The sequence below is a fragment of the Bifidobacterium eulemuris genome, from assembly GCF_014898155.1.
Classification (GTDB): domain Bacteria; phylum Actinomycetota; class Actinomycetes; order Actinomycetales; family Bifidobacteriaceae; genus Bifidobacterium; species Bifidobacterium eulemuris.
The window spans coordinates 653220-675160 of the sequence record NZ_CP062938.1; the positions used below are offsets into that span (position 1 = coordinate 653220).

The following is a 21941-nucleotide window of genomic DNA, read 5'->3' on the forward strand; positions in this document are numbered from 1 at the left end:
TTTGGGATTCCTCGACTCCGCTCGGAATGACGAGGAGAGTCCAGCCCGTCAGCCCAACGGAGTCCATCCACCCAGCCGTCATCTCGAGCGGAGCGGAATCCATCCTCCCAACCCGTCATCCCGAGCGGAGCGGAGCGAAGTCGAGGGATCTCCTCCACGAAAAACGCGGCGGATCACGGCGGCCGCCAAACCGGTGCCGACAGCGTCCGCTCTCCGCCGCGAAAGCACGGCGGATCAGTGGATCTGGTCGAGCCCGGGATACAGCGGGAAGTCCTCGGCGAGCTTGTCGACGCGGGCTTTGAGCGCCTCCACGTCAGCCAAGACGCCGGCGGCGAGCGCGGTGCCGATGATGTCGGCGACCTCCTCGTATTCCTTCGCTCCGAAGCCGCGGGTGGCGAGCGCGCTGGTGCCGATGCGCAGGCCGGAGGCGACCGAGGCCGGGCGGGGATCGAAGGGCACGGTGTTGCGGTTGATAGTGATGCCGCACTGGGCGAGCAGGTTCTCGCCCTGCTGGCCGTCCATCTCGGAGTTGCGCAGATCCACCATCACCAGATGCACGTCGGTGCCGCCGGTGAGCACGCTGATGCCGTTGGCCTTCACATCGTCGGCGGTGAGGCGTTCGGCGAGGATCTTCGCGCCTTCGAGGGTGCGGGCCATGCGGTTCTTGAACTCGTCGGTGCCGGCCACCTTGAAGCTGACGGCCTTGCCGGCGATCACATGCATGAGCGGGCCGCCCTGCTGGCCGGGGAACACGGCGGAGTTGAGCTTCTTGCCGTATTCCTCCTTGGCGAGGATGAAGCCGGAGCGCGGGCCGCCGAAGGTCTTATGCGCGGTGGAGCTGACCACGTCCGCGTAGGGCACGGGGCTGGGGTGCAGCCCGGCGGCGACCAGTCCGGCGAAATGGGCCATGTCGACCCAGAACTTCGCGCCCACCTCGTCGGCGATCTCCTTCATGGCTTTGAAGTCCTCGATGCGCGGGTAGGCGCTCCATCCGCCGATGATCATGGCGGGGCGGGTTTCGAGCGCGCGCTGGCGGATGATCTCCGGATCGATGCGGAAGGTCTCGGGGTTCACTCCGTAGGCTTCGGCGTGGTAGAAGCGGCCGGAGAAGTTGATTTTCATACCGTGGGTCAGGTGGCCGCCGTGGTCGAGCGCCAGTCCGAGCACGGTGTCGCCGGGTTTGACGAGCGCCTGGTAGACGGCGGCGTTGGCCTGCGCGCCCGAATGCGGCTGCACGTTGGCGTATTCGGCGCCGAACAGGGCTTTGGCGCGTTCGCGCGCGATGGTCTCGATTCTGTCGACTTGCTCGCAGCCGCCGTAGTAGCGGCGGCCCGGATAGCCTTCGGCGTATTTGTTGGTGAGCACGGATCCCTGGCATTGCAATACGGCGCGCGGCACGAAATTCTCCGAGGCGATCATCTCCAGACCGTCCTGCTGGCGGTGCAGTTCGGCGTCGAGAATCGCGGCGATTTCGGGATCGGCGTCGGCGATGGGCGCATTGAACATATCGGTCGGGGTCTGCGCGAGGGTGGGTTCGGCCATGTAGGGCTCCTGCCTTTCTGTGTGCGGTCGGCTGTGACGCGCGAGTCTACAAACCATATACAACGCAACCATGCCAGAAGAGGAAACGTCGGCGCAACACATGCCTCGATTGGTGGAATGGACGCAACATGGCCTTGCGTGGGAACGAAGGCGTCGACGCATACGACGCGCGCTTCTCGAAAAACGGTCGAAGCGCCGGCCGAAGCAGGAGCTGGACGAAACGGATATCCGATCGGATGCCGGACCTCCCGCCCACATAGAGGGATGCCCCGCTCCCCTGCCCAGTCCTGACGATAGACTTAGGGACGTTTCGTTGACCGTTAGCGTGAAGGATTTGACCGTGACCACCACGTTCCACAGCACCCGCAGCACCACCGATTCGCTCACCTCGAAGCAGGCGATCCGCAAGGGCATCGCCGACGACGGTGGCCTGTTCGTCTCCGACTCGCTGGGCGAGACCAAGGTGCGGATCGACGATCTGGCCGGCATGGGCTATCAGGACATCGCCGCCCGCGTGCTCGGCGCGCTGCTGCCAGACTTCACCGAGGCCGAACTGGCCGACTGCATTGCCGAGGCGTATGGCGAACAGTGGTCGGACGAGCGCATCACTCCGGTCAAGCCGCTGGGCGAGGATTTCGTGATGGAACTGTTCAACGGCCCGACCTCCGCATTCAAGGACGTGGCCCTGCAGATCCTCCCCCGCTTCATGGCGCGCACCACGCCGGCCGGGGGCGACGCGGACGAGAAGATCATGATCCTGACCGCCACCTCGGGCGACACGGGCAAGGCCGCGCTGGCCGGTTTCGCGGACGCGCCCGGCACCGCGATCACCGTCTTCTATCCGGAAGGCAAGGTGAGCCAGGTGCAGGAGCTGCAGATGACCACGCAGCTCGGCGGCAACGTGCAGGTGGCCGCCGTGCGCGGCAACTTCGATGACGCGCAGTCCGCCGTCAAGTCCATTTTCGCCGACCGCGAGCTGGCCGAATCGCTGGCCCAGGACTCGCATGTGGCGCTCTCCTCCGCGAATTCGATCAATGTGGGCCGCCTGGTGCCGCAGGTCGTCTATTACTTCTCCGCGTACGCGCAGCTGCTGGAACAGCAGGTCATCAATGTGGGCGACGAGGTGGAGTTCGTGGTGCCGACCGGCAACTTCGGCGACATCCTCGCCGGCTACTACGCGAAGCTGCTCGGCCTGCCGGTCAAGCACCTGGTGGTCGCCTCCGACAAGAACAACGTGCTGTTCGACTTCCTGACCACCGGCTCGTACAACCGCAACCGCCCGTTCTTCCAGACCATCTCCCCCTCGATGGACATCCTCATCTCCTCGAATCTGGAACGCATGCTCTACTACCTGTCCGAGAAGGACGCGCGTCTGATCGCCATGCTGATGAACGATCTGAAGGACTACGGCTGCTATGAGATCCCCGAGGAGCTGCTGGCGCGCATCCGCCGCGTCTTCGGCACCGGTTGGGCCGACGAGGATCAGGTGCGCGAATCCATCGCCGACTGCTGGGAGAAGAACAAGTATGTGATCGACCCGCACACCGCCTGCGGCTATTTCGTGATGCGGCAGATGCCGCGCGATCCGCTGACCCCGCGCGTGCTGTTGGCCACCGCCTCGCCGTACAAGTTCCCGCGCGTGGTGAATGAGTCGCTGGGCCTGGCCGCCGACGGCACCGACTTCGAGTGCATGGATGTGCTCGCCGAGGCGACCGGCACCACCGCCCCCGCCGCGCTGCGCGGGCTTGAGACGGCCGACGTGCGTTTCGACACGGTGGTCGATATCGACGGCATGACCGATTTCGTCAGGCAGGCCGCCGACCGTCTGTGACACGCGCCCGCCGCACGTAGACGCAGCGTAGACGCATCTATCAGAACGGCGTGTCCGGGATCTCTCCCGGCCACGCCGTTCGTCGTATCGGGCCGTCACATGCCGGCCCGTGGCGCGAGTTCTCAGGCGCCGATCAGATCAAGCATCTGGGCGACGCTTTTCTTGCCGAATTCGATGCGCTGCGGCTCGCCTTCGCGGTCGATGACGATGCACGGCACACTCATCACCCCGTAATGCTCCTTGAGTTCGGGGAAATGCGAGATGTCGTAAGCCTCCGCCGTGACCCGCGGGTTGCCGGCGGCGATGCGCTGCGCGGCGAGCACCGTGTCGGGGCACATCGTGCAGGTCAGCGAAACCAGCAGCGTCACGTCGACGGACTTGTCGAGTCCGGCGATGCGGGCGTCGAGATCGGCGTCGAGCTGCTGGCCCAGGCCGGAGGCGTTATAGATGCCCAACACGAAGGAGTTGAACTCGTGGCCGCTGGGCACGCCATGGAAGGCCAATCCGGTCGGCTTCGGCTCGCCGTCCTCTCCGGCGGCGCACACACGCACGCAGGGGCGTGCGGGCGGCAGTGGCACGGACGCATCGAACACGGTCCGGCCGTCGCCGTCGAGCTCGCCGGCCACGTCGGAGACACGCACCGCGATCTTGCCATCGGACAGGGCGGCCATCTGGCCGACGAAGCCTTCCAGTTCGCGGGACAGGGGCGTGTCGTCGAGTTCGAGCAGCAGCGTGACAGAACGGGCCATTTTGCCGAACACCATGCTCAGCTGCGCCTTGACGTTGTCGTTGAACAGCTCGCCGGGCTTCTTGGCCGCGGCCTTGTCGGCGGAACGCTTGACGGGTGCCGGCGAGGGCGTGGTGCCTGCCGGAGCCTGGGCGGCCGCCGCGGCCTCCTGCTGTTCGTAGACGGATTGCGTGGGGCGCGGCGGCACCAGACCGGTGCGCTCGGAGCATTCCTTGGCATGGCGTTCGAGCTCCACCGCGGCGATCGCACCGTCGGCGGTGGCCGTGACCACCTGGCGCAGATGCTTCTGCCTCAGGTCGCCCGCGGCGTACACGCCGTCGACGGAGGTCCGGCCGAACTGGTCGGTGACCACATAGCCCTGCTCGTCCAATTCGACCAGACCGCGCACCAAAGCGGTGGCGGGCACGTAGCCGGCGAACACGAACACGCCGAAGGTGCCGTCGTCGGCGGGCTTCCACGTGCGGGTCTCGCCGGTGGCGACGGAGCGCAGCGTCGCCTCGCGCAGCCCACCGGATCCGGCGGACACACCGTCGAGTACGGTCTCGTAATGGATTTCGATTTTGGGGTTGGATTTGGCACCGGCCGCGACGGAGGCATCGCAGGTGAAGTCCTCCTCGCGGATCAGCATCGTGACCTTGCTGGCGTATTTGGTCAGGAACACGGCCTCCTCGGCCGCGGCGAAACCACCGCCAATCACCAGCACCTCACGTCCGGTGAAGAACTCGCCGTCGCAGGTGGCGCAGTAGGCCACGCCGCGGCCGGCGTATTCCGCCTCGCCGGCGAAGCCGAGCTTGCGCGGGCTGGCGCCGGTGGCGACGAGCACGCCGAAGCAGCGCAGGTCGCCACGCGTGGTGCGCACGGTTTTCACATCGCCGTCCAGGTCGAGTCCGGTGACTTCGGCGGAGAGGAATTCCGCGCCGAAATCGGCCGCCTGCCGGCGCATCGTGGCGGTGAGCGCCTTGCCGGACGTCACACCGACGCCCGGGTAGTTCACGACTTCGTCGGTGATGGTGATCTGACCGCCGAAATCGTCCTTCTCGACGATAAGCACACGATATCGGGCCCGGGCCAGATACAGGCCGGCGGTCAGTCCCGCCGGACCGCCGCCGATGACGACGACGTCATAGAGATCCTTGGTGTCCATGTTTCTCCTTCGCGATTGGGATCCCGTCGAAACGGTTGCGTTGGGAAGGATCAGATCATGCCGACCAGGTCGAGGCTCGGCTCGATGGTCTCCTCGCCCGGCTGCCACTTGGCGGGGCAGACCTGGTCGCCGTGCTCGTAGACGAACTGGGATGCCTGCACGCGGCGCAGCAGCTCGTCGGCGTTGCGGCCCACGTTGGAGGAGATGACCTCGTAGGCCACGACCTTGCCTTCGGGGTTGAGGATGAAGGTGCCGCGCTCGGCCAGGCCGTCGGCCTCGTTGTAGGTGTCGAGGTCACGGGCGAGGGTGGCGGTCGGATCGGCGATCATCGGATATTCGATTTTGGCGATCTTCTCGTTGGCGTCGTGCCAGGCCTTGTGCACGAAGTGGGTGTCGCAGGAGACGGAGTAGATCTCGCAGCCGGCCTCCTTGAACTTCGGATAGGCTTCGGCGAGATCCTCGAGCTCGGTGGGGCACACGAAGGTGAAGTCGGCCGGGTAGAAGAAGAACACGGACCAGTGGCCGAGCACGTCGGCCTTGGTCAGCTCGTGGAAGTCGTCGTTCTGATAGACGTTCGCGGTGAAATCGGTGATCTCATGCTGCAGCATCGTCATGGTGGGTATCCTTTCGAATGGGCCGGGCGCGTCTCGTCGCGCGCGGCGGTGCGGTGCCTCTCAGCGTACCCTCCTTATGCCGGAATGCCCAGCCCTATCACTGTGACCTTGTTCACGCCCCACCACTCCCCCATCTCCCCGTTCCCTGAGGCTATGCCGGGGCGTTCCATTCGGGGCGCCAGGACTGCTGGAGGTCGTAGGCGCGGCAGTAGTGGTCGTGCATGTCTTCGGCCATATCATCAATCCTTATCTCCGATATTGATGGCAAACGGACGGCGATATGCCGTCCGTCCCATCAGACCGCGTCGTCACGCGACATGCAGGCGAAATCCTACAGTTCGCGACGGGTCCATTGTCGTAGCGAGACGGCGAAGGACGCCGCGGCAAGCGCGCCAAGCGCGACGATGGACAACGTCATCTTCCCCGTCAACGGCAGAGGCTCCAGCGATTGAGCAACCCATGCCACCAGTCCGGGAAGGAACCGGTCGACCAGAACGCACGCCCATACCAGTCCCGCGGACAACACCGCGGTGATCTGGATGCCGCGGGTGAGGTCGACGCTGAACATCAGCGGCACCTCAACCAACGCCAACGCCACGTATAGCGGGATGAACACCGCGAGGACGGAGAAGCCCACACTGGCGTCCAGACCGAACATCACAATCGACAACACGTACTCGATCACGCATTCGGCCACGGCCACGACGAGCAGCACCAGCGAAGAGCAGTATTTGCCGAGCACCTGGTTGCACCGGGACACCGGCATGACCGCCGTCAAAGAGGATGATTTCTCCGTGCCGTTCAATGAGAACATCCCGGCAACGGACATCAGCCAGTATCCCATCGTGAAGAAGGTCATCAACATAATGGCCGCGCCTGAATTGCGAATCAGACCAAACAGCACGAACAGCAGCGGGATCGCGAACACCACCATCGTCGACCACATATGCCCGGTGGAGATCGCACGGAAATCCGTCGCGACGGACAGCGTGACTCCGCGCAGTCCGGAGGGGCGGCGAACCGTCGAGGCTCGCGCCGACGAATAATTCGTTGTCATAACCGGCTCCTTAGAGTTCCTTGGCGCGGTAGATGCGCAGCGAGCAGGCGTAGGACACGACCAAGGCGACGACATCGACAACGGCCGCGATCAATGCGAGGGAACCGGCTTCCAGATTCGCCAACGTCTCGAGCGCGCCAAGCACCACCGCCATCTGGGTGACACTCAATACGTTGGAGCATAGTTCCACCGTAATCCAGCCGATGCCGAACAGCGCCGCGGCCACGCCGAAGAGCACCAGCATCGCCTTCTGCAGAGGCATGCGGTACAGCAACGGGCAAAGCACCGATTCGATCAGCAGATAGATCACCGGGATAACGGCTATGTTGGCAGCATATCCTTCCATCGCCGCACGCCATGTTCCGGCATCCGCCATCACCGCCATAATCAGGGCGGATACCGTCAGCTCGACGGCCAACAGCAACCCTACGGATAACACCACCAGATAGCGGCCCGACACCTGATGCCCACGGCGAATCGGAATGACACCGTTCATCCAACGGGACATGCCTTGGCTCTCGTAGACGAATGTGTAGACCGGCAGCATCACGAACACACCGGAGGCCATACCTCCCAGCACGGGCATCATCATATCCGACGAGCCGCCACCTTCAGACAACAAGCCGAACAGCAACGCCAGCACCGGCAGCATGACCAAGTAGACGGCCATCGACGACGCCTTGCCGCCGCTGTTCAGTCGCTGCCAGTCCAGACGGAACGCATTCACCATCGGATGGATCGCATGGATCCGGGATCGTTCCTGCATCACAGTGTTCATCACAGCACCTCCTTCACGCCGGAAGTCGTACCGGCATTGGTCAGGCGGATGATGTCGTCGATGGTGGCAGGTTCAATGGCGAGCGTCACGCCCGCGAGATCGGCGACGTCCTCCGCACGCACCAGAGCGTCGAAGCCGGTGTCGTACCGCCGCAGTCCCACGGCGACGTCCTTCACCGCCGCGAGTTCGTCGGGCCCGCCTTTGACCAGGCGGAAGGAATCCTCGAACTCGTCTTTGGGACCGGTGTAGTAGAGGCGTCCGCCGTTGATGTAGGTGATGAAGTCGGCGGCGCGTTCCAGATCGGTGGTGATATGCGTGGAGAACAGCACTGCGTGCTCGCCATCCTCGATATAGGCGTGCAGCGTGTCCATAAGCTCGTCGCGGGAGAGCACGTCGAGGCCGGCGGTCGGCTCGTCGAGGATCAGCAGTTTCGCGTCATGGCTCAAGGCCACCGCGAGCATGAGCTTCATCTGCATGCCGCGCGAGAGTTCCTTGATCTTCTTCCTGCGGTCGAGCTTGAATTGCGCAAGATGGCTGGCGAATACGGCTTTGTTCCATGCGGGGTACATGGGCGCCATCACCCGTTCGACATCGTTCACATTCCACGTTTCGACGAAATACGAGCTGTCAAATACCACGCCGAGTTGCTGTTTGACGCCCTCTTCGTCGGCGAGGTTGTCGAAACCGAGGACCTGAATTTCGCCGGCGTCGCGTCGGATCATGTTGAGGATGAGTTTGATGAGCGTGGACTTACCCGCGCCGTTGGGCCCGATAAGGCCCATGATATAGCCGGACGGCAGGTCGAAAGTCACATCGTCAAGGGTGAAGCCGGAGTCGTAGCGTTTGGTCGCGCCCGTGACGGACAACGCCATCGGGACATTGCCGAAGGTTTTGTTGATCATGATGGTTCCTTAGAGACTGTTGCGCAAGGGCATCCGTCGCCATCGCATGTCGATGGGGTCGACTTGCGACGGCCCGGTCAGTCCCGCGCACGGCGGTACGCATCGTCGAGCAGGTCGTGCAGATCAGCCAGCGGCAGGTCGGCGGCTTTGGCCGCGGTGACCGCCTCGCCCAGGCTTTCCTTGGCTTTGGTGACAAGGCTCTGCCTCATCACCTCGTTGCCGCGGTCCATGACGAAGCTGCCTTTGCCCTGCACGTTGAGTACGATGCCCTCGTCGGCCAGTTCGTTGTACGCCCTGGTGACGGTGAGCACGGAGACGCGCAGCTCTTTGGCGAGTTTGCGCAGGGATGGCAGTGCCTCCCCCGCTTTGAGTTCGCCGCTGAGCACGGCTTCGCGGATCTGCGTTTTGATCTGTTCGTAGATGGGTTCGCCGGACACGGATGAGATGATCAGTTTCACGCCGCGTCCTTTCTGTTGGTGGGTGGATATTGTCGACATGACGGCCAACTGTTTAGCTGTCATATAGAACAGTATCACACTTTACGGCAAACTGTTATGGCGTGTCATATAACAGTTTTGACCGCATTGCGCACGACCTCTTATCCGTCCGACGTTCGTGCGACTTTTCCAAACACATCCCATGTGCGTTTTGACAGTCAAGATTGGCTCAATATCAATGAAATCGACACAAAGAGGGGTAACACGAATGTTCGTTTCGGTTCGCACGGACGCCTCGCGCCGACGAGTCCGTGCGAACCCGCCCTATAACGTCACCGGCGCGTCATGGAAATCGAACAGCACGCCGTCGGCCAGATCGCAGATTTCCGCCCAATCCCCCGCCGACGAATCGTCGTGCATGGCCCAGACGGCCATGCCGACGGACTTGGCCGATCTCATGCCCACCAGCAGGTCTTCGAACACGGTGCAATCCTCAGGCTCGACGCCCAGCAGCCTCGCGGCGTGCAGATACACGTCGGGCCGGTCCTTGCCCACGTCGCCCACATCGTCGACGCTGACGACCTCGTCGAAGAATCCACGGATGCCGACGTGTTCCATCGCCGGCTCGCGCAGTTGCGGCGGCAACGACGTGGCGACCGCCAGCCGCACGCCGGCCGCCTTAAGCCGTGCGAGATAGTCGGCCGCGCCCGGCTTGGCCTGGACGGCCGTGGCGTACATGACGCGCGCCATCTCATCCCATTCGGCCATCACCTCCTCGGGGGTGTCGGGCAGGTCGAATCTCGCGATGGTGTATTCGGCGACCTGCCGAAACTGCATGGCCGCGACGGTGGTCGCGAAGTCGTCAGGCACCTCAAGCCCGCGTTTGCGCAGAAAATCCGCGTCGACCTGATCCCACACGCCCATCGAATCGAGCAGCGTGCCGTCCAGATCGAAAATCGCCCCCTTGGGAGCGGCGGTGGTTTCGCCATAGGTACCGTTCATCGAACCATCCTTGCTTGGGAGTTCTTCGCTTGTCTTCTCGACTTCGCCATATTCCACCGGCATACGCCGACCGAATGGACGAAATCCCCTCACATGCCAGACACGCGTTATACGAGCGTGGACTGCACGAGCAGTTCACGCGCGTGGTCGAGCGAGGCGTCGGATTCGCTGCCGGAGAGCATGCGCGCGATCTCGCGCACACGCGCCTCGTCACACACCTCGCCCACCGTGGTGGACACCGTCTCGTCGCTTCCGACACCCTTGCTCACCACGAATTGCGCGTCGGCCCACGAGGCAACCTGCGGCAGATGGGTGACGACGATCACCTGGGCCGACCGCGCGAGCCTCGCCAGACGACGCCCCAGTTCGACGGCGGCCTTGCCTCCGACGCCGGCGTCCACCTCGTCGAAGATGAACGTCATATCGCCGGACACTCCAGCACCACCGACATCGCCGGCCGTTCCGTCGTTCCGTCCGCCGGCACGCCTCGCCGCGCGCTTGTCGGCGGCGGACAGCTCCAAGGCGAGCATCAGACGGCTGAGTTCGCCGCCGGAGGCGCTTTTACCCATCGGCAGCTGCGGCGAGCCGGGGAATGGGGTGAACAGGAAGGCGATATCGTCCCATCCGTGCGCGTCGAGGAGGCCGGCATCCGAATCCACGGGGAGTTTGCCGCGGCGACCGTCGACCGACACCCGACGAGCACGGGAGCGGGAGCGGGCGGAGGCATCGCGCGAACCGTCCGCGCCGGTGTCACCAGCGGCCGAACCGCGCGGCGTGACCGTGATGTCCAGCCTTGCGCCCGGCATGGCCAGCGCGTCCAATTCCGAAGTCACCCGCTCGGCGAGTTCGGCCGCGGCGGCGGCACGGGCCTCGCTCAGCGCGGCGGCGGCGTCCAGCGCGGCGGCGTACAGCCTCCCGCGCTCGGCTTCGAGTTCGGCGATTTTCTCCGGCGAGGCGTCGAGGTCCTCGACGTCGAACACGGCCTTGTCACGCCATGCGATCACGTCGGACAATTCCGGCCCCCACCGGCGGGTCAGCTCCCCCAACTCGTGGATGCGGGCGTTGAGCACGTCCAGATCCTCGACGTCACCTTCGACGTCCAGTTCCCGCGCCAATGTGAACACCACATCGGACAGGTCGTTGACGATGGCGTCCAGCCGATCGGCCTGTTCGGCGAACACGCCGTCCACCCGGATGGATCGCAGGGACTGTATGGCCTGATTGATCAGATCGATGGCGGATATGCCGTCCGCGTCGACCCCCATCTGCGAGGAGTCCAAGGCCGACAGCGCACGTCCCACGCCGGAGGCGATTTCGGCCGCGTTCTCGATGCGTTCGCGCCGGGCGCGCAGTTCCATGTCTTCGCCGGGCCGCGGGTCGATGCGGTTGATGCGTTCGATGGATTCGCGCAGATAGTCGGCCTGCTGACGGGCCGACGCCTCCTGCGAGGTCAGGGCGAGCAGCCGCTCGTCCATCCGGCGCAATGCGTCCCATGCGGCGCGATACTCCCCCAGCTCGCGTTCGTCGCCCGCATACCGGTCCAGGAATTCGCGCTGTTTCGCCGCCGAGGCGATGCGCAGCTGGTCGGCCTGTCCGTGGATGGTCACCAGTTCGCCGGCCAGCGCCGACAATACGGAACGCGGCACGGAACGTCCCGACAACACCGCGCGGGAGCGTCCCGACGCGGGCAGCGTGCGGGTGAGGAACAGCTCGCCGTCCTCCGGTTCGACGCCGGCCTCGCGTGCGATTTCGGCGGCGGGCGCGCCGTCCGACACCGTGAACACGCCTTGCGCCCATGCCTCGCTGGCACCGGCGGCGACGCGCCCGGCTTCGCCCGCGTCCCCCGAGATGAGGCGGATGGCGCTCAGCAGCATGGATTTGCCGGCACCGGTTTCGCCGGTGATCGCGGTCATGCCTTGGGCGGGCGCGATCGTCGCCTCGCGGATGGGACCGAGATTGCGGATGTCAAGCTCGTCCAGCATGCGCTCAGGCCTCCCCTTCCTCGTCCGGAGAGGCCGGTGGGTCCCCGACCACGCCCGCCGGGTCGGCACTGGCCGGGAACACGTGGCCGTGATGCGTGCGCACGTCGGCATGGTTGGCCCGCGCATGCTCACGCCACCCGACCACCGGAAGATCGAATTTGCTGACCAATCGTTCGGTGAACGGCACTCCGGAGAGACGGGCGAGCCGCAGGGTGTCGCGGGAGGCGCGCACTTCGACGCGGGTGCCCTTCGGCAGGGCGCGTTGGCGGCGGCCGTCGCAGCAGATCCATCCGTCCGACATCGAATCGTCGAGGATATCCAGTGTGAACGTGGATTCCGCACCGATCACCAAGGGCCGAGCGAACAGGGCGTGCGCGGCCAACGGCACCAGCTGCAGGGCCTTCACATTCGGCCAGATGATCGGACCTCCCGCGGAGAATCCATAGGCGGTGGAGCCGGTGGGGGTGGAGACGATCACGCCGTCCGCGCCGAAGGAGCTCGTCTCCACATCGTCGACGCGGATCGACAGCTCCACCATTTTGCCGCGGTCGGCGCGTTCCAGCGTGATATCGTTCAGCGCCCAATCCTCGATCGGTGTGGAATGTCCGGGCAACCACACGTCCACATGGGCGATCATGCGCTCGTCGATCGAATAGTCGTGGGTGGCGATGCGGCGTATGGCCTCCTCCATCTGGAAGCTTTCGAATTCGGCGAGGAATCCCACATGTCCCAGATTCACGCCGAGGATCGGCACCTGCGTGCAATGCACGAGCTCGGCCGCGCGCAGGATCGTGCCGTCGCCGCCGAGCACCACGACGATCTCCGTATCGTCCGAAACCACCGGCGGCTGCACACCGAATTCCGGTGCCTCGACATTGTCGATGATGGAGACCTCGAATCCGCATGCGCGCAACTGCTCCACCGCTTCGGACACCACCGTGCCGCTTTCGCGCAGACGGCTATGCGTCACCACCACCGCTTGTCGCTTGCTGCCCATGTCTGCCCCTCACCACGAGTCGCGAATATCTATCGCTTATCCTAATCGAGCCGTCGAACACGCGAAGTCCGCCGGACGATTCGCCCGTCCCGCACGCAATATCGGCCAAACGGAGACAAGACCCCCTTGACAACACGCCGGGAGGGTATCAATCCACCCTTTTAGTCGTTCAAATACCCGCTTCAGATGGTTTTTCGCATGTTTCAGAATCCCCGTTATCGATATCATTCCTCGACATCGCCCAATCCTCCATGATGGGAACGTTATCATCAACGAGAGAGGTCACCGCACCCCATCATCCGGGGGCGCGGGAGAGGAGTTCGAAGTCCCATGTCCATCCATCCGGCCACCGATTTCGTCCGCGCGGGTGAATACGACACCCTCGTGGCCACCATGCCGTGCCGTTTCGACGCGAAGGTGCGTTTCGACACGTTGTTGGCGCATGACGTTCTGTTCGCGCCCTCCATCACCGGCGAGGTGTTGGTATCGAAAACCGCCACCATCAGATGCTCCCATGATGTGCGGGTCAAGCGGGTGCTCGGCAGTGGACAGTTGCATGTGGACGGCGATCTGATCTGCGATTCGCTGACGTTCAACGGCGTGGTGCGTTGCTCGGGCGTCATCCGATGCGCCGGAGATCTGGTCGTCAACGGTATGCTGCTCAACACCCGTCAGGTCGATGCGGACACCGTCCGTGTTTCCGGTCAGATGAAGGCCGCCACCGTGCGCGCCCGTCTGTTCCGGCTGCGCCCGCTGCACAGCGGCCTGACCAACCGGTTCCGTATGGATGGATTCGATGGTGTCAGCACCGTGAATCACGTGATCGCCGACGATATCGAAGCGCGGGGATTGGTCTGCCGGGCGCTGCATGCCGAACAGGCCACGCTGGTCGACGGATGCCGCATCGAGAACGTCACCTGCGAGCGCACGCTCATTTCGGACAGTTCATCCTCGCTTCTGCTGGTCGGCGGAGGCCATAGGCTCGAGCGTCGGGAGTCCGTCGTCGAGCACCGCGTATAGCAGATATTCATGGTTGCCGTGCGTCCCCTCGATCGGACTGTCGGTCCAGGACACGACGCGCAGCCCCACCTCCTGGGCGCGGCGCGTCACGCGGTCCAACGCGGCCCGACGCGCCGCAGGATCGTCGACCACACCGTTTTTACCCAGCGAGGAACGGGTCTCCATCTCGAACTGCGGTTTGACCAACAGCACGATATGCGCGTGCCGTCGCGCGATACGGGCGATCACCGGCATCACATGGGTCAGGGAGATGAAGGAGACGTCGGAGACGACCATCTGCGGGCGGAACGGCAGCGAATCCGCTTCGACGTCGCGAATGTTGACACCACTCATCTCGATGACGCGCGTGTCCGAGGCGATTCTGGGGTCGAGCTGGCCGTGCCCCACATCCAAAGCGATCACCCGCTCGGCACCGCCGCGCAGCAGCACCTGGGTGAATCCTCCGGTCGAAGCGCCGATGTCCAGACAGAGAAGGCCTTTCGGAGAGGGCAGGCCGTCCTCTCCGAACCGGTCGAACGCGCCCACCAGCTTGTAGGCGCCGCGGGACACGTAATCGTCGCCTTTGTCGACCGTGATGACGGCGGACGGGGCGATGAGGGAGGAGGGTTTGCCGGCCGGCGCGCCGTCGATAAGCACCGCGCCGTCTTTGATCAGCCGTTGCGCTTTGGACCGGCTGGCCACCAATCCGCGTTCCACCAGCAGCACGTCGAGCCGACGGGGCTCTTGCGCCGCGGACCCGCCGGCGATCGGGTCAACGCCGTTCGTCATCGAGTTTCCGCTGCAATTCGTCAAGCACATGGCTGAAGGTTTCGATCTGCTGGTCGGGCTGGAGCTGGTCGATCCGTTCCAACTCGGGGAACCGCGAGGCCACCGGGGTGCGCGCGGCGTCCGTTTCGGACTGCGTCATCAGGCTCTCCTTATCGATTCCACACGCCTAGAGCGTCCACTGCGGCAACGTGACGGCAGCGACGTCCATGCCCTGGTCGGCGGCCTCCCACATCAGGCATACGGCCGCGCGCAACGCGTTGATGTCGCCGCCGTCGCTGACACGCAGTTCGCCGCCTTCCAGCCGCGCCGAAGCCGTGGCGCAACGCCATGAGCCGTCCGGCTGGCGGGCGGGCGCGGGCTGCGGTTCGGCCAACGCGCGCAGATCGCAGGCGATATAAGTGGGGCGCAGATGTTCGGGGGCGAGCATGAGCTCGCTCGGATTCGTCACGCCGGTGAGCACGGCGAGCGAATCGTAGCCGCCACGGTTGCCGGCCTCGATATCCGTATCCAGACGGTCGCCGATGGCGATGGACGCCGCCTTGTCGACCAGGCCGCGTCCGTCGGATGCATTGAGCTCACGCGCCTCGTCGTACATGAACGATTCGGGCTTGCCGGCCGAGGCGACCGGTTCGACGCCGGTGGCGTTAATCACGGCCTGGATCATCGAGCCGCATCCGGGCGCGATGCCCATCTCGCGGGGGATGGTCAGATCGCGGTTGGTAACGAAATAGGTGGCGCCATGCTCGACGGCGTACGAGGCTTCGGCCAGCATCGACCAGGTCATGTCGGGATACCATCCCTGGATGACCGCGTCGGGCTTGTCGGCGGCCGTTCCGACGACGGTCAGGCCTTGGGCCGCGACCTCCTGGCGCAGATGCTCGGCACCCACCACCAGCACCTTCGCGCCCTTCGGCACGGCCCGGGCGACCATGCGCGCCGCCACCACCGATGAGGTGATGACCTGCCACGCCTCGACGTCCAGACCGAACCCTTTAAGCTGGTCTGCCACCACCTGCTGGAACCGCGACGAGTTGTTCGTCGTGTATTCGATGGTCATGCCCTCCGCCTCGGCTTGGCGGATGCTTTCGGCGGCGTGGGCGACCGGGTTCTTACCGCGGTACACCACGCCGTCCAGATCCAGCAGCGCCAGTTGGTAGGCCTTCGCCAACGGCTTGTCGGTGCCCAGAAGCATGCGCGTCACCGTCCCGTCACTCCTCTTCGGACTCGTCGCCTTCGATTGCGCCATCCGCGGATTCGTCCGCGTCGCCTTCGGCCAGAGCGGCCGGCTCGACGTCGGATTCCACGCCCTCAAGAGCCTCCTCGGCGGGCAGTTCGGATTCATCGTCCTGCGACGGTTCGTCCAGACCCTCCTCGACGTCTTCGGCGACGGCGTCGATTCCGACCTCGTCGGTCTCGTCCGTATCCTCGTCGACCTCGTCGATCTCGTCGGAGTCGTCGAGATCGCCGTCCTCGTAATCATCCCCGTACTCGGGCTCAAGCTCGGGAGCGTACTGGGCCATGGACGGGTCGATGCCGAGCTTCTCCAGCACAATGGAGTCGTCGGTCAGTCCCTGCAGATCATGGTCGATCACCACGTCGTCGGATTCCTCATCGAGTTCCTCGTCGGCGTACTGCAGCTCCAGCTTGTCGAGCAGTCCGTCGAGGGCGGCCGCCTCATCGGTACGTCCCGCCTCTTCGAGGAACAGCTGTTCGGCCTGCACCGCACGCATGCGGTAGCCGCCGGAGATGCCCTTGGAACGTCCCAGCGTATGCGCGATTTCGATGGCCTTATCCCACAATTCCAGGTCGCCCAACGCGCCGGCGTACACCAGGAACATCTCGGCCTTGGCGTCACCACGCAGCATTTTGGCCTCGTCGGAGACGGCCATTTCGATGGCCTTCTTCGGATTGCCGAGTCCTCGTTCGCAGTCGGCGATGAAAGGCAGATAATCCGGATAGCCGTTCATACGGAACGCGGTGCGGAACTCACGCAGGGCGAGCTTGTAGTCGCCCATGCGGTAGGCCACGAAGGCGAGCGTCTCGCGGGCGAAATCGATGCGGGAGGCCTGGCGGGCCACCCATTTGGCGTGTTCGAGCGCCGCCGCGGGGTCGTCGTCGATCAGCGCGTAGGTGGCCAGAATATGCAGGCCGATATTCTCGGCGTGCTCCTTGGCCAGACCGCGCAGACGCTCCTTCTCGTCCTTCGAAAGCATCGACCATTCCATGCCCTTGGGCATCTTCGGCTCGCCGGGTCGGCGCGCGGTGTACGGATTCTGCGAGGGGAAGCTCATCGTGCCGTCGGAGTTGCGACGGGGACGATCCATGTATTCGCGGTTCTTGCGCTCGCGGTATTCGGCGCGCTCCTCGGGCGTGAACTCGCGACGCTCGCCGCGGCGGTTGTCGCCACGGCGGTTGTCACGACGGTCGCGATCGTAACGGTTGTCACGGCGGTCGCCACCATAACGGTTGTCGCGCCGATCGTTACGGCGCTCGCCGTCACGACGGAAATCACGACGGTCGCCGTCACGGCGATAGTCGCGGCGCTCGCCATCGCGACGCTCGCCACGGTCCTCGCCGTCCTTGCGCCACGGCTTGTCGCCATGCTGGTAGCGAGGATTGTCGCCGTCGCGATGGCCGCGGTAGCCGCCGTTGCCACGGTAGCCGCCGCGCTCGCCGCCACGGCCATTGCCGCGGTAGCCGCCACGCTCGCCGTCGCGACGCGGGCCGCGGTTGAAGTCGCGACGCTCGCCGCCCTCGGCTGATCCTTCGCCGTCACGGCGGAAGTCGCGATCGCGGTCGTTGCGGTAGCCGTCCTTGCGGTAGCCGCCCTTATGGAAGCCGTCGTTCTTGCGGTATCCGCCGCGACGGTCGTCATTGTGGAAGTTCTTGCGATATCCGCCCTCGCGACGCTCGCCGCCTTCGGATCGGAAGTCGCGGTTGTCGTCGCGATCCCTGCGGAATCCATCCTTGCGGTAGCCGCCTTCGGAGCGCTGTCCGTCCTTGCGGAAGCCGCCACGGCCGCCGCCATAGGACTTGCCGCCGCGAGAGCCGGACTTGCCGTAGCCGCCGCGGGAGCCGCCGTTGCCGTAGGATCGGCCGCGACCGTTGCCTCCGTAGGACTTGCCGTCGCGCGATCCGTGATTGTTGTCTTGAGTCATACTCATCCCTTTGCGTTATATCGACGCTCTACGCCGTCGATGTGATGATGTTGATGCTGATGTCCATATGAGGCCATGCCATGCCGGGCCGGAATCTCCCGCCTTCGGGCGTCCAAACTCCCGCGCGTGTGCGACCGGCATGGCCGTGGGGTGCGTCTAACGGCGTTCGACCGCGCCGAGGGCCTTCTTGCCTCGACGGATCAGCGCGAAACGTCCCTGTAGGAAGTCGTCGTCGTCGAGGATGAGCTCCTCATCCTCGACTCGGGTGTTGTTGAGGTACACGCCGCCGGATTTGATCGCGCGACGGGCCTCGGAGGCGGTTTTGAACAGGCCGGCGGTCTGCGCCGCGTCGATCAGACGGTCGCCGGGAGCGGCCTGGGGGAACACATGCTCGCCATCCTCCCCCGGCACCTTGAAGCCGTCGAGCACGGATTCGAGCGTGTCCGCGTCGATGTCCTCCAAGGAACCGCCGCGGCCGAACAGGGCGGACGACGCGTCGATGGCGGCCTGTGTGGCCTCCTCGCCGTGCACGAAGCTGGTGACCTCCCAAGCCAAAGTCTTCTGCGCCTCACGCGCGCCCGGATTCGTCTTGGATTCCTCCACCAGACGCTCGATCTCGGCCTTGGGCAGGAAGGTGAACGCCTTGAGCAGGCTTTCCATCTCCACGTCCGGACGGTTGATCCAGAACTGGTAGAACTTGTAGGGGCTGAGCATCGTGGCGTCGATCCACACGGCGTTGCCCTCGGACTTGCCGAACTTCTTGCCCTGCGCGTCGGTGATGATCGGACTGGTGAACACGTTCACGTCCACACCGCGCATCTTGTGGATCAGGTCGAGACCCGAGGTGAGGTTGCCCCACTGGTCGGAGCCGCCGAGCTCGAGCGTGCAGCCGTACTCGTCGTACAGGTGCAGGAAGTCATTGCCCTGCAGCACCTGGTAGCTGAACTCGGTGAAGGAGATGCCCTCCTCGGAGTTGAGGCGGCGGGCCACCGTGTCCTTGGCGAGCATGGTGCCCAAACGGAAGTTCTTGCCCACATCGCGCAGGAAGTCGATGACGCTCATCGAGGCGGTCCAGTCGTAGTTGCTCACGAAGCGCACCGGATTGTCGCCGTCGGTGTCGAGAATGCCACCGATCTGCCGCTTGAGGCGTTCGGCCCACTGGGCCACCACATCCTTCGGGTTGAGCGTGCGCTCGCCCGACTGGCGGGGATCGCCGATCAGACCGGTCGCGCCGCCCACCAGGGCGATCGGATGGTGGCCGGCAAGCTGCAGGTGGCGCATGTTGATCAGCTGCACGAGATTGCCGATATGCAGGGAGGCGGCGGTGGGGTCGAATCCGCAATAATAGGTGATCGGCTCACCGTTCAACGCTTGGGCGAGTCGTTCCCTGTCCGTGGACTGGGAAACCAACCCGCGCCATTCCAGTTCATCGAGCAAGGTGTCGAACCCGGCTTCCTTGAAGTTGGTGACGTGAGCCATAGCTGGTCGCTTCTCCCTATCGAATTGTTGGATATTCTGCCGCTTTTCAGCACCCTACAGTTTCGCAGAACATGCCGACAGTGCGTCAGCGCTCGCCGCGACGCATGATCTCACGGATGGTGTCGACCACCTGCCCGTAGTTGACGGACTTGAAATGCGGGAACGAGCGGATCATACGCTGCTGCTGGCGGCCCAGCACCGACGTGACGGTGCCCCGCAGACGGACCAGCTTCTCCTGCGAGGAGGTCGACCAGTCGCGCAGCTTGTCGCCGAACGCATCCTTGCCCCACTCCCAGGAGTCCCCGGCCTTCTCGGCGCGGGTCTGTACGAATTCGGCGACCAGGGCAAGCTGGCGTTCGAGATCCATCACGCCGGCCACGGTGACCGTGCAGTCGACGACCACCAGCACGAAGCAGACGAACGTCACCCAATGCACGACCGGCAGCGGCAGCATGGCGGTGACGGAGGCCACCCAGGGATGCACGAGCTTGACGATCAGCACGCCCGCCAATCCGAAGACCACGGCACCCAGCAGGCACACGCGGCCGTTGATGTTGAATCGCATACGGGAGTAATCCCACCAGCGGGCGTGGAACAGCTTCTCCATCCCCCACGAGGTGACGTATTCCAGCACGCTCGCGCCGAGCGCGGAGACCAGGAACAGCACCGCCGCGTTGTCGATATGGCGTAGCAGCACGACGGCCATCACCGCGCCGGTCCCGTAGATCGGGCAGAGCGGGCCGTTGAGGAAGCCGCGGTTCACGAAGCGGCGCTCCCGGCTGGAGACGAGGATCGTCTCATACACCCAGCCGATGAAACTGTAGAACAAAAACCAGAGAAACAGGTGCGATAGCGCGGTGAAAATCATCGTACGTCCTTGCGGGTCGCGGTCAATTCGGCTTTGCGGAAGCGTTCGAGGCTGACCGTCTCATGTGTGGCGCTGATCTTGTCGGCCATGGTGACCAGATAGCCCTCGATGTAGCGCGGCGGACGCGGCGTCAGGGGGAACATGTGGTTGGCGATGCTGTCGCACTCGATATGGTTGAGTTCGAAATCCTCCATGGCGTTGGCGAGCGCCCTGCCGCCGTGGGTGAAGCCGTGCAGGCGGTGTTCGCCGTTGTCCCAACGGTGCCAGTCGTAGAGGAAGTAGTCGTGCAGCAGGGCGGCGCGGATCAGCGAGCGCAGATCGACCCTGTGCCACAGGCGCAGCCGGTCGGCGAAATACACGGCCAGGCAGGCCACGCGGATGGAGTGCGCGTATGTGGTGACGATGCCGTGCTGGTAGCAGTCGCGTTGGATCTGCATGCGCTCGTGCGCGAGGATGTCATGTCCATGATGGTGTACCAGTGTGCGGATCTGGTGTCTGCTCAGCACGTCGTTTCCCCTTGTATGGCTTGCTTCGGGCGGTGGTCCCGTATCTTCCAGCCTTCGATTGTACGCACCCGTCCGGTCGTGCGCCCTCATCCGGCCGAATGATGTTCGCACAGCCCGCGGTGGATGCCGCCGATCCGCACGGTCGGTGTCACCGGTAGACTGTCAGAGCGGAGAAAGGAACCAGCATGGGAGATAACGGCACGAAGCGCTCAGGTCTGCGCGCGCGGATGAGGGCCACCGGCAAGGCGATGGGCGTGGAGATCCGCGAGCACAGAAGCTCGTTCGTGGTCTACATGGTGCTGCGCACGCTGGTGTTGGCGACCATGGTGCTGCAGTTCCTCAACGGCAACTACGAGAACGTGTTCCTGTGCGTGCTCACGCTGTTTCTGCTCATCGTGCCCAGTTTCGTGCAGGTGACGTTCAAAATCGAGCTTCCCTCCACATTGGAGGTCATCATTCTCGTGTTCATCTTCGCGGCGGAGATTTTGGGCGAGATCAGCTCGTTCTACGAGCTTTTCCCCTTCTGGGACACGGTGCTGCACACGATCAACGGCTTCCTCGCCGCCGCGATCGGCTTCTCGCTGGTGGATCTGCTCAACCGGCGCGAAACCGCGAAATTCAATCTCTCCCCGCTGTACCTGTCGCTGGTGGCGTTCTGCTTCTCGATGACCATCGGCGTGCTGTGGGAGTTCTTCGAATACACGATGGACAACCTGTTCGGCTGGGATATGCAGAAGGACACCGTGGTCACTTCGATCCACTCCGTGCTGCTCAACCCGAACCACACCTCCGCCACCGTCACCATCGACGACATCACCTCCACCATGGTCAACGGGCAGGATCTGGGCATCAACGGATATCTCGACATCGGTCTGCGCGACACGATGAACGACCTCATCGTGAATTTCATCGGTGCCGCCGTCTTCTCCGTATTCGGCTTCATCTATGTGAAAAGCCGCGGCAAGAACCATTGGATCCGCGGTTTCGTCCCCAGCCGCAAACGGCACCCCGACGACGCTTCGTCTCCTGATCAGGACTGACGCGTCTCTTTCCAGGAAAGCAATGCGAACGCCCCGTCGTCCAAACCAAGGACGGCGGGGCGTTCGCG

The 21941-nt window shown here is 64.3% G+C and carries 20 protein-coding genes; 3 read left to right on the forward strand and 17 right to left on the reverse strand.

Features of this window, described 5'->3' with window-relative positions:
• Nucleotides 1-234 precede the first annotated feature (234 nt).
• On the reverse strand, nt 235-1542 hold the full coding sequence (gene glyA / locus BE0216_RS02940; RefSeq protein ID WP_094636037.1) for a serine hydroxymethyltransferase: 1308 nt from the start codon (nt 1540-1542) through the stop codon (nt 235-237).
• Nucleotides 1543-1882: 340 nt separating this feature from the next.
• On the opposite strand from glyA, the gene thrC reads away from it, so the two are divergent.
• Nucleotides 1883-3373 carry a threonine synthase gene (gene thrC, locus BE0216_RS02945; RefSeq protein WP_094636036.1) on the forward strand — a complete coding sequence of 497 codons (1491 nt, stop codon included), beginning with the start codon at nt 1883-1885 and terminating at the stop codon, nt 3371-3373.
• Nucleotides 3374-3495: 122 nt separating this feature from the next.
• On the opposite strand, the gene BE0216_RS02950 is transcribed toward thrC, so the two are convergent.
• The 9 genes from BE0216_RS02950 to BE0216_RS02990 form a co-directional block, all read right to left on the reverse strand.
• Nucleotides 3496-5265, reverse strand: coding sequence for an FAD-dependent oxidoreductase (locus tag BE0216_RS02950; protein WP_094636035.1), 1770 nt, complete (start codon nt 5263-5265; stop codon nt 3496-3498).
• A gap of 50 nt (nt 5266-5315) precedes the next feature.
• A complete protein-coding gene (gene ahpC / locus BE0216_RS02955) occupies nt 5316-5879 on the reverse strand; it encodes an alkyl hydroperoxide reductase subunit C (RefSeq protein ID WP_094636034.1) in 564 nt (187 codons plus the stop codon).
• A gap of 331 nt (nt 5880-6210) precedes the next feature.
• Nucleotides 6211-6936, reverse strand: coding sequence for an ABC-2 transporter permease (locus BE0216_RS02960; RefSeq protein WP_158217167.1), 726 nt, complete (start codon nt 6934-6936; stop codon nt 6211-6213).
• Between the two features lie 10 nt (nt 6937-6946).
• Nucleotides 6947-7714 carry an ABC-2 transporter permease gene (locus tag BE0216_RS02965; protein WP_094636032.1) on the reverse strand — a complete coding sequence of 256 codons (768 nt, stop codon included), beginning with the start codon at nt 7712-7714 and terminating at the stop codon, nt 6947-6949.
• A complete protein-coding gene (locus BE0216_RS02970) occupies nt 7714-8616 on the reverse strand; it encodes an ABC transporter ATP-binding protein (protein ID WP_094636031.1) in 903 nt (300 codons plus the stop codon). Before BE0216_RS02970 ends, BE0216_RS02965 begins: the two co-directional genes overlap by 1 nt.
• Before the next feature lie 77 nt (nt 8617-8693).
• Nucleotides 8694-9074: a GntR family transcriptional regulator gene (locus BE0216_RS02975; RefSeq protein ID WP_094636030.1), complete on the reverse strand. Its 381-nt coding sequence runs from the start codon at nt 9072-9074 to the stop codon at nt 8694-8696.
• A gap of 303 nt (nt 9075-9377) precedes the next feature.
• Nucleotides 9378-10055 carry an HAD family hydrolase gene (locus tag BE0216_RS02980; RefSeq protein WP_094636029.1) on the reverse strand — a complete coding sequence of 226 codons (678 nt, stop codon included), beginning with the start codon at nt 10053-10055 and terminating at the stop codon, nt 9378-9380.
• Between the two features lie 107 nt (nt 10056-10162).
• Entirely contained in the window at nt 10163-12037 is a 1875-nt protein-coding gene (locus tag BE0216_RS02985; RefSeq protein WP_094636028.1) for a DNA repair protein RecN, read from the reverse strand.
• A 4-nt stretch (nt 12038-12041) separates the two neighbouring features.
• On the reverse strand, nt 12042-13034 hold the full coding sequence (locus tag BE0216_RS02990; protein WP_094636027.1) for an NAD kinase: 993 nt from the start codon (nt 13032-13034) through the stop codon (nt 12042-12044).
• A 330-nt stretch (nt 13035-13364) separates the two neighbouring features.
• On the opposite strand from BE0216_RS02990, the gene BE0216_RS02995 reads away from it, so the two are divergent.
• On the forward strand, nt 13365-14054 hold the full coding sequence (locus BE0216_RS02995) for a hypothetical protein (protein ID WP_094636026.1): 690 nt from the start codon (nt 13365-13367) through the stop codon (nt 14052-14054).
• On the opposite strand, the gene BE0216_RS03000 is transcribed toward BE0216_RS02995, so the two are convergent.
• The 7 genes from BE0216_RS03000 to BE0216_RS03030 all read right to left on the reverse strand — a co-directional run bounded on the left by BE0216_RS03000 (nt 13980) and on the right by BE0216_RS03030 (nt 20833).
• A complete protein-coding gene (locus tag BE0216_RS03000) occupies nt 13980-14822 on the reverse strand; it encodes a TlyA family RNA methyltransferase (RefSeq protein WP_094636025.1) in 843 nt (280 codons plus the stop codon). The genes BE0216_RS02995 and BE0216_RS03000 overlap by 75 nt on opposite strands.
• Nucleotides 14806-14961 carry a hypothetical protein gene (locus BE0216_RS03005; protein WP_158217166.1) on the reverse strand — a complete coding sequence of 52 codons (156 nt, stop codon included), beginning with the start codon at nt 14959-14961 and terminating at the stop codon, nt 14806-14808. The genes BE0216_RS03000 and BE0216_RS03005 overlap by 17 nt, the downstream gene beginning before the upstream one ends.
• Before the next feature lie 27 nt (nt 14962-14988).
• A complete protein-coding gene (locus tag BE0216_RS03010) occupies nt 14989-16023 on the reverse strand; it encodes an HAD-IIA family hydrolase (RefSeq protein ID WP_094636024.1) in 1035 nt (344 codons plus the stop codon).
• A 7-nt stretch (nt 16024-16030) separates the two neighbouring features.
• Nucleotides 16031-17980, reverse strand: coding sequence for a tetratricopeptide repeat protein (locus BE0216_RS03015; RefSeq protein WP_094636023.1), 1950 nt, complete (start codon nt 17978-17980; stop codon nt 16031-16033).
• A gap of 156 nt (nt 17981-18136) precedes the next feature.
• Nucleotides 18137-19459: a tyrosine--tRNA ligase gene (tyrS, locus tag BE0216_RS03020; protein WP_094636022.1), complete on the reverse strand. Its 1323-nt coding sequence runs from the start codon at nt 19457-19459 to the stop codon at nt 18137-18139.
• Nucleotides 19460-19544: 85 nt separating this feature from the next.
• Nucleotides 19545-20327 (reverse strand): putative ABC transporter permease, encoded by a 783-nt coding sequence (locus BE0216_RS03025; RefSeq protein ID WP_094636021.1) that lies wholly within the window; start codon nt 20325-20327, stop codon nt 19545-19547.
• Nucleotides 20324-20833 carry an HD domain-containing protein gene (locus BE0216_RS03030; protein WP_094636020.1) on the reverse strand — a complete coding sequence of 170 codons (510 nt, stop codon included), beginning with the start codon at nt 20831-20833 and terminating at the stop codon, nt 20324-20326. The genes BE0216_RS03025 and BE0216_RS03030 overlap by 4 nt, the downstream gene beginning before the upstream one ends.
• Before the next feature lie 185 nt (nt 20834-21018).
• On the opposite strand from BE0216_RS03030, the gene BE0216_RS03035 reads away from it, so the two are divergent.
• Nucleotides 21019-21873, forward strand: coding sequence for a hypothetical protein (locus BE0216_RS03035; protein ID WP_226805683.1), 855 nt, complete (start codon nt 21019-21021; stop codon nt 21871-21873).
• Nucleotides 21874-21941: the final 68 nt, after the last annotated feature.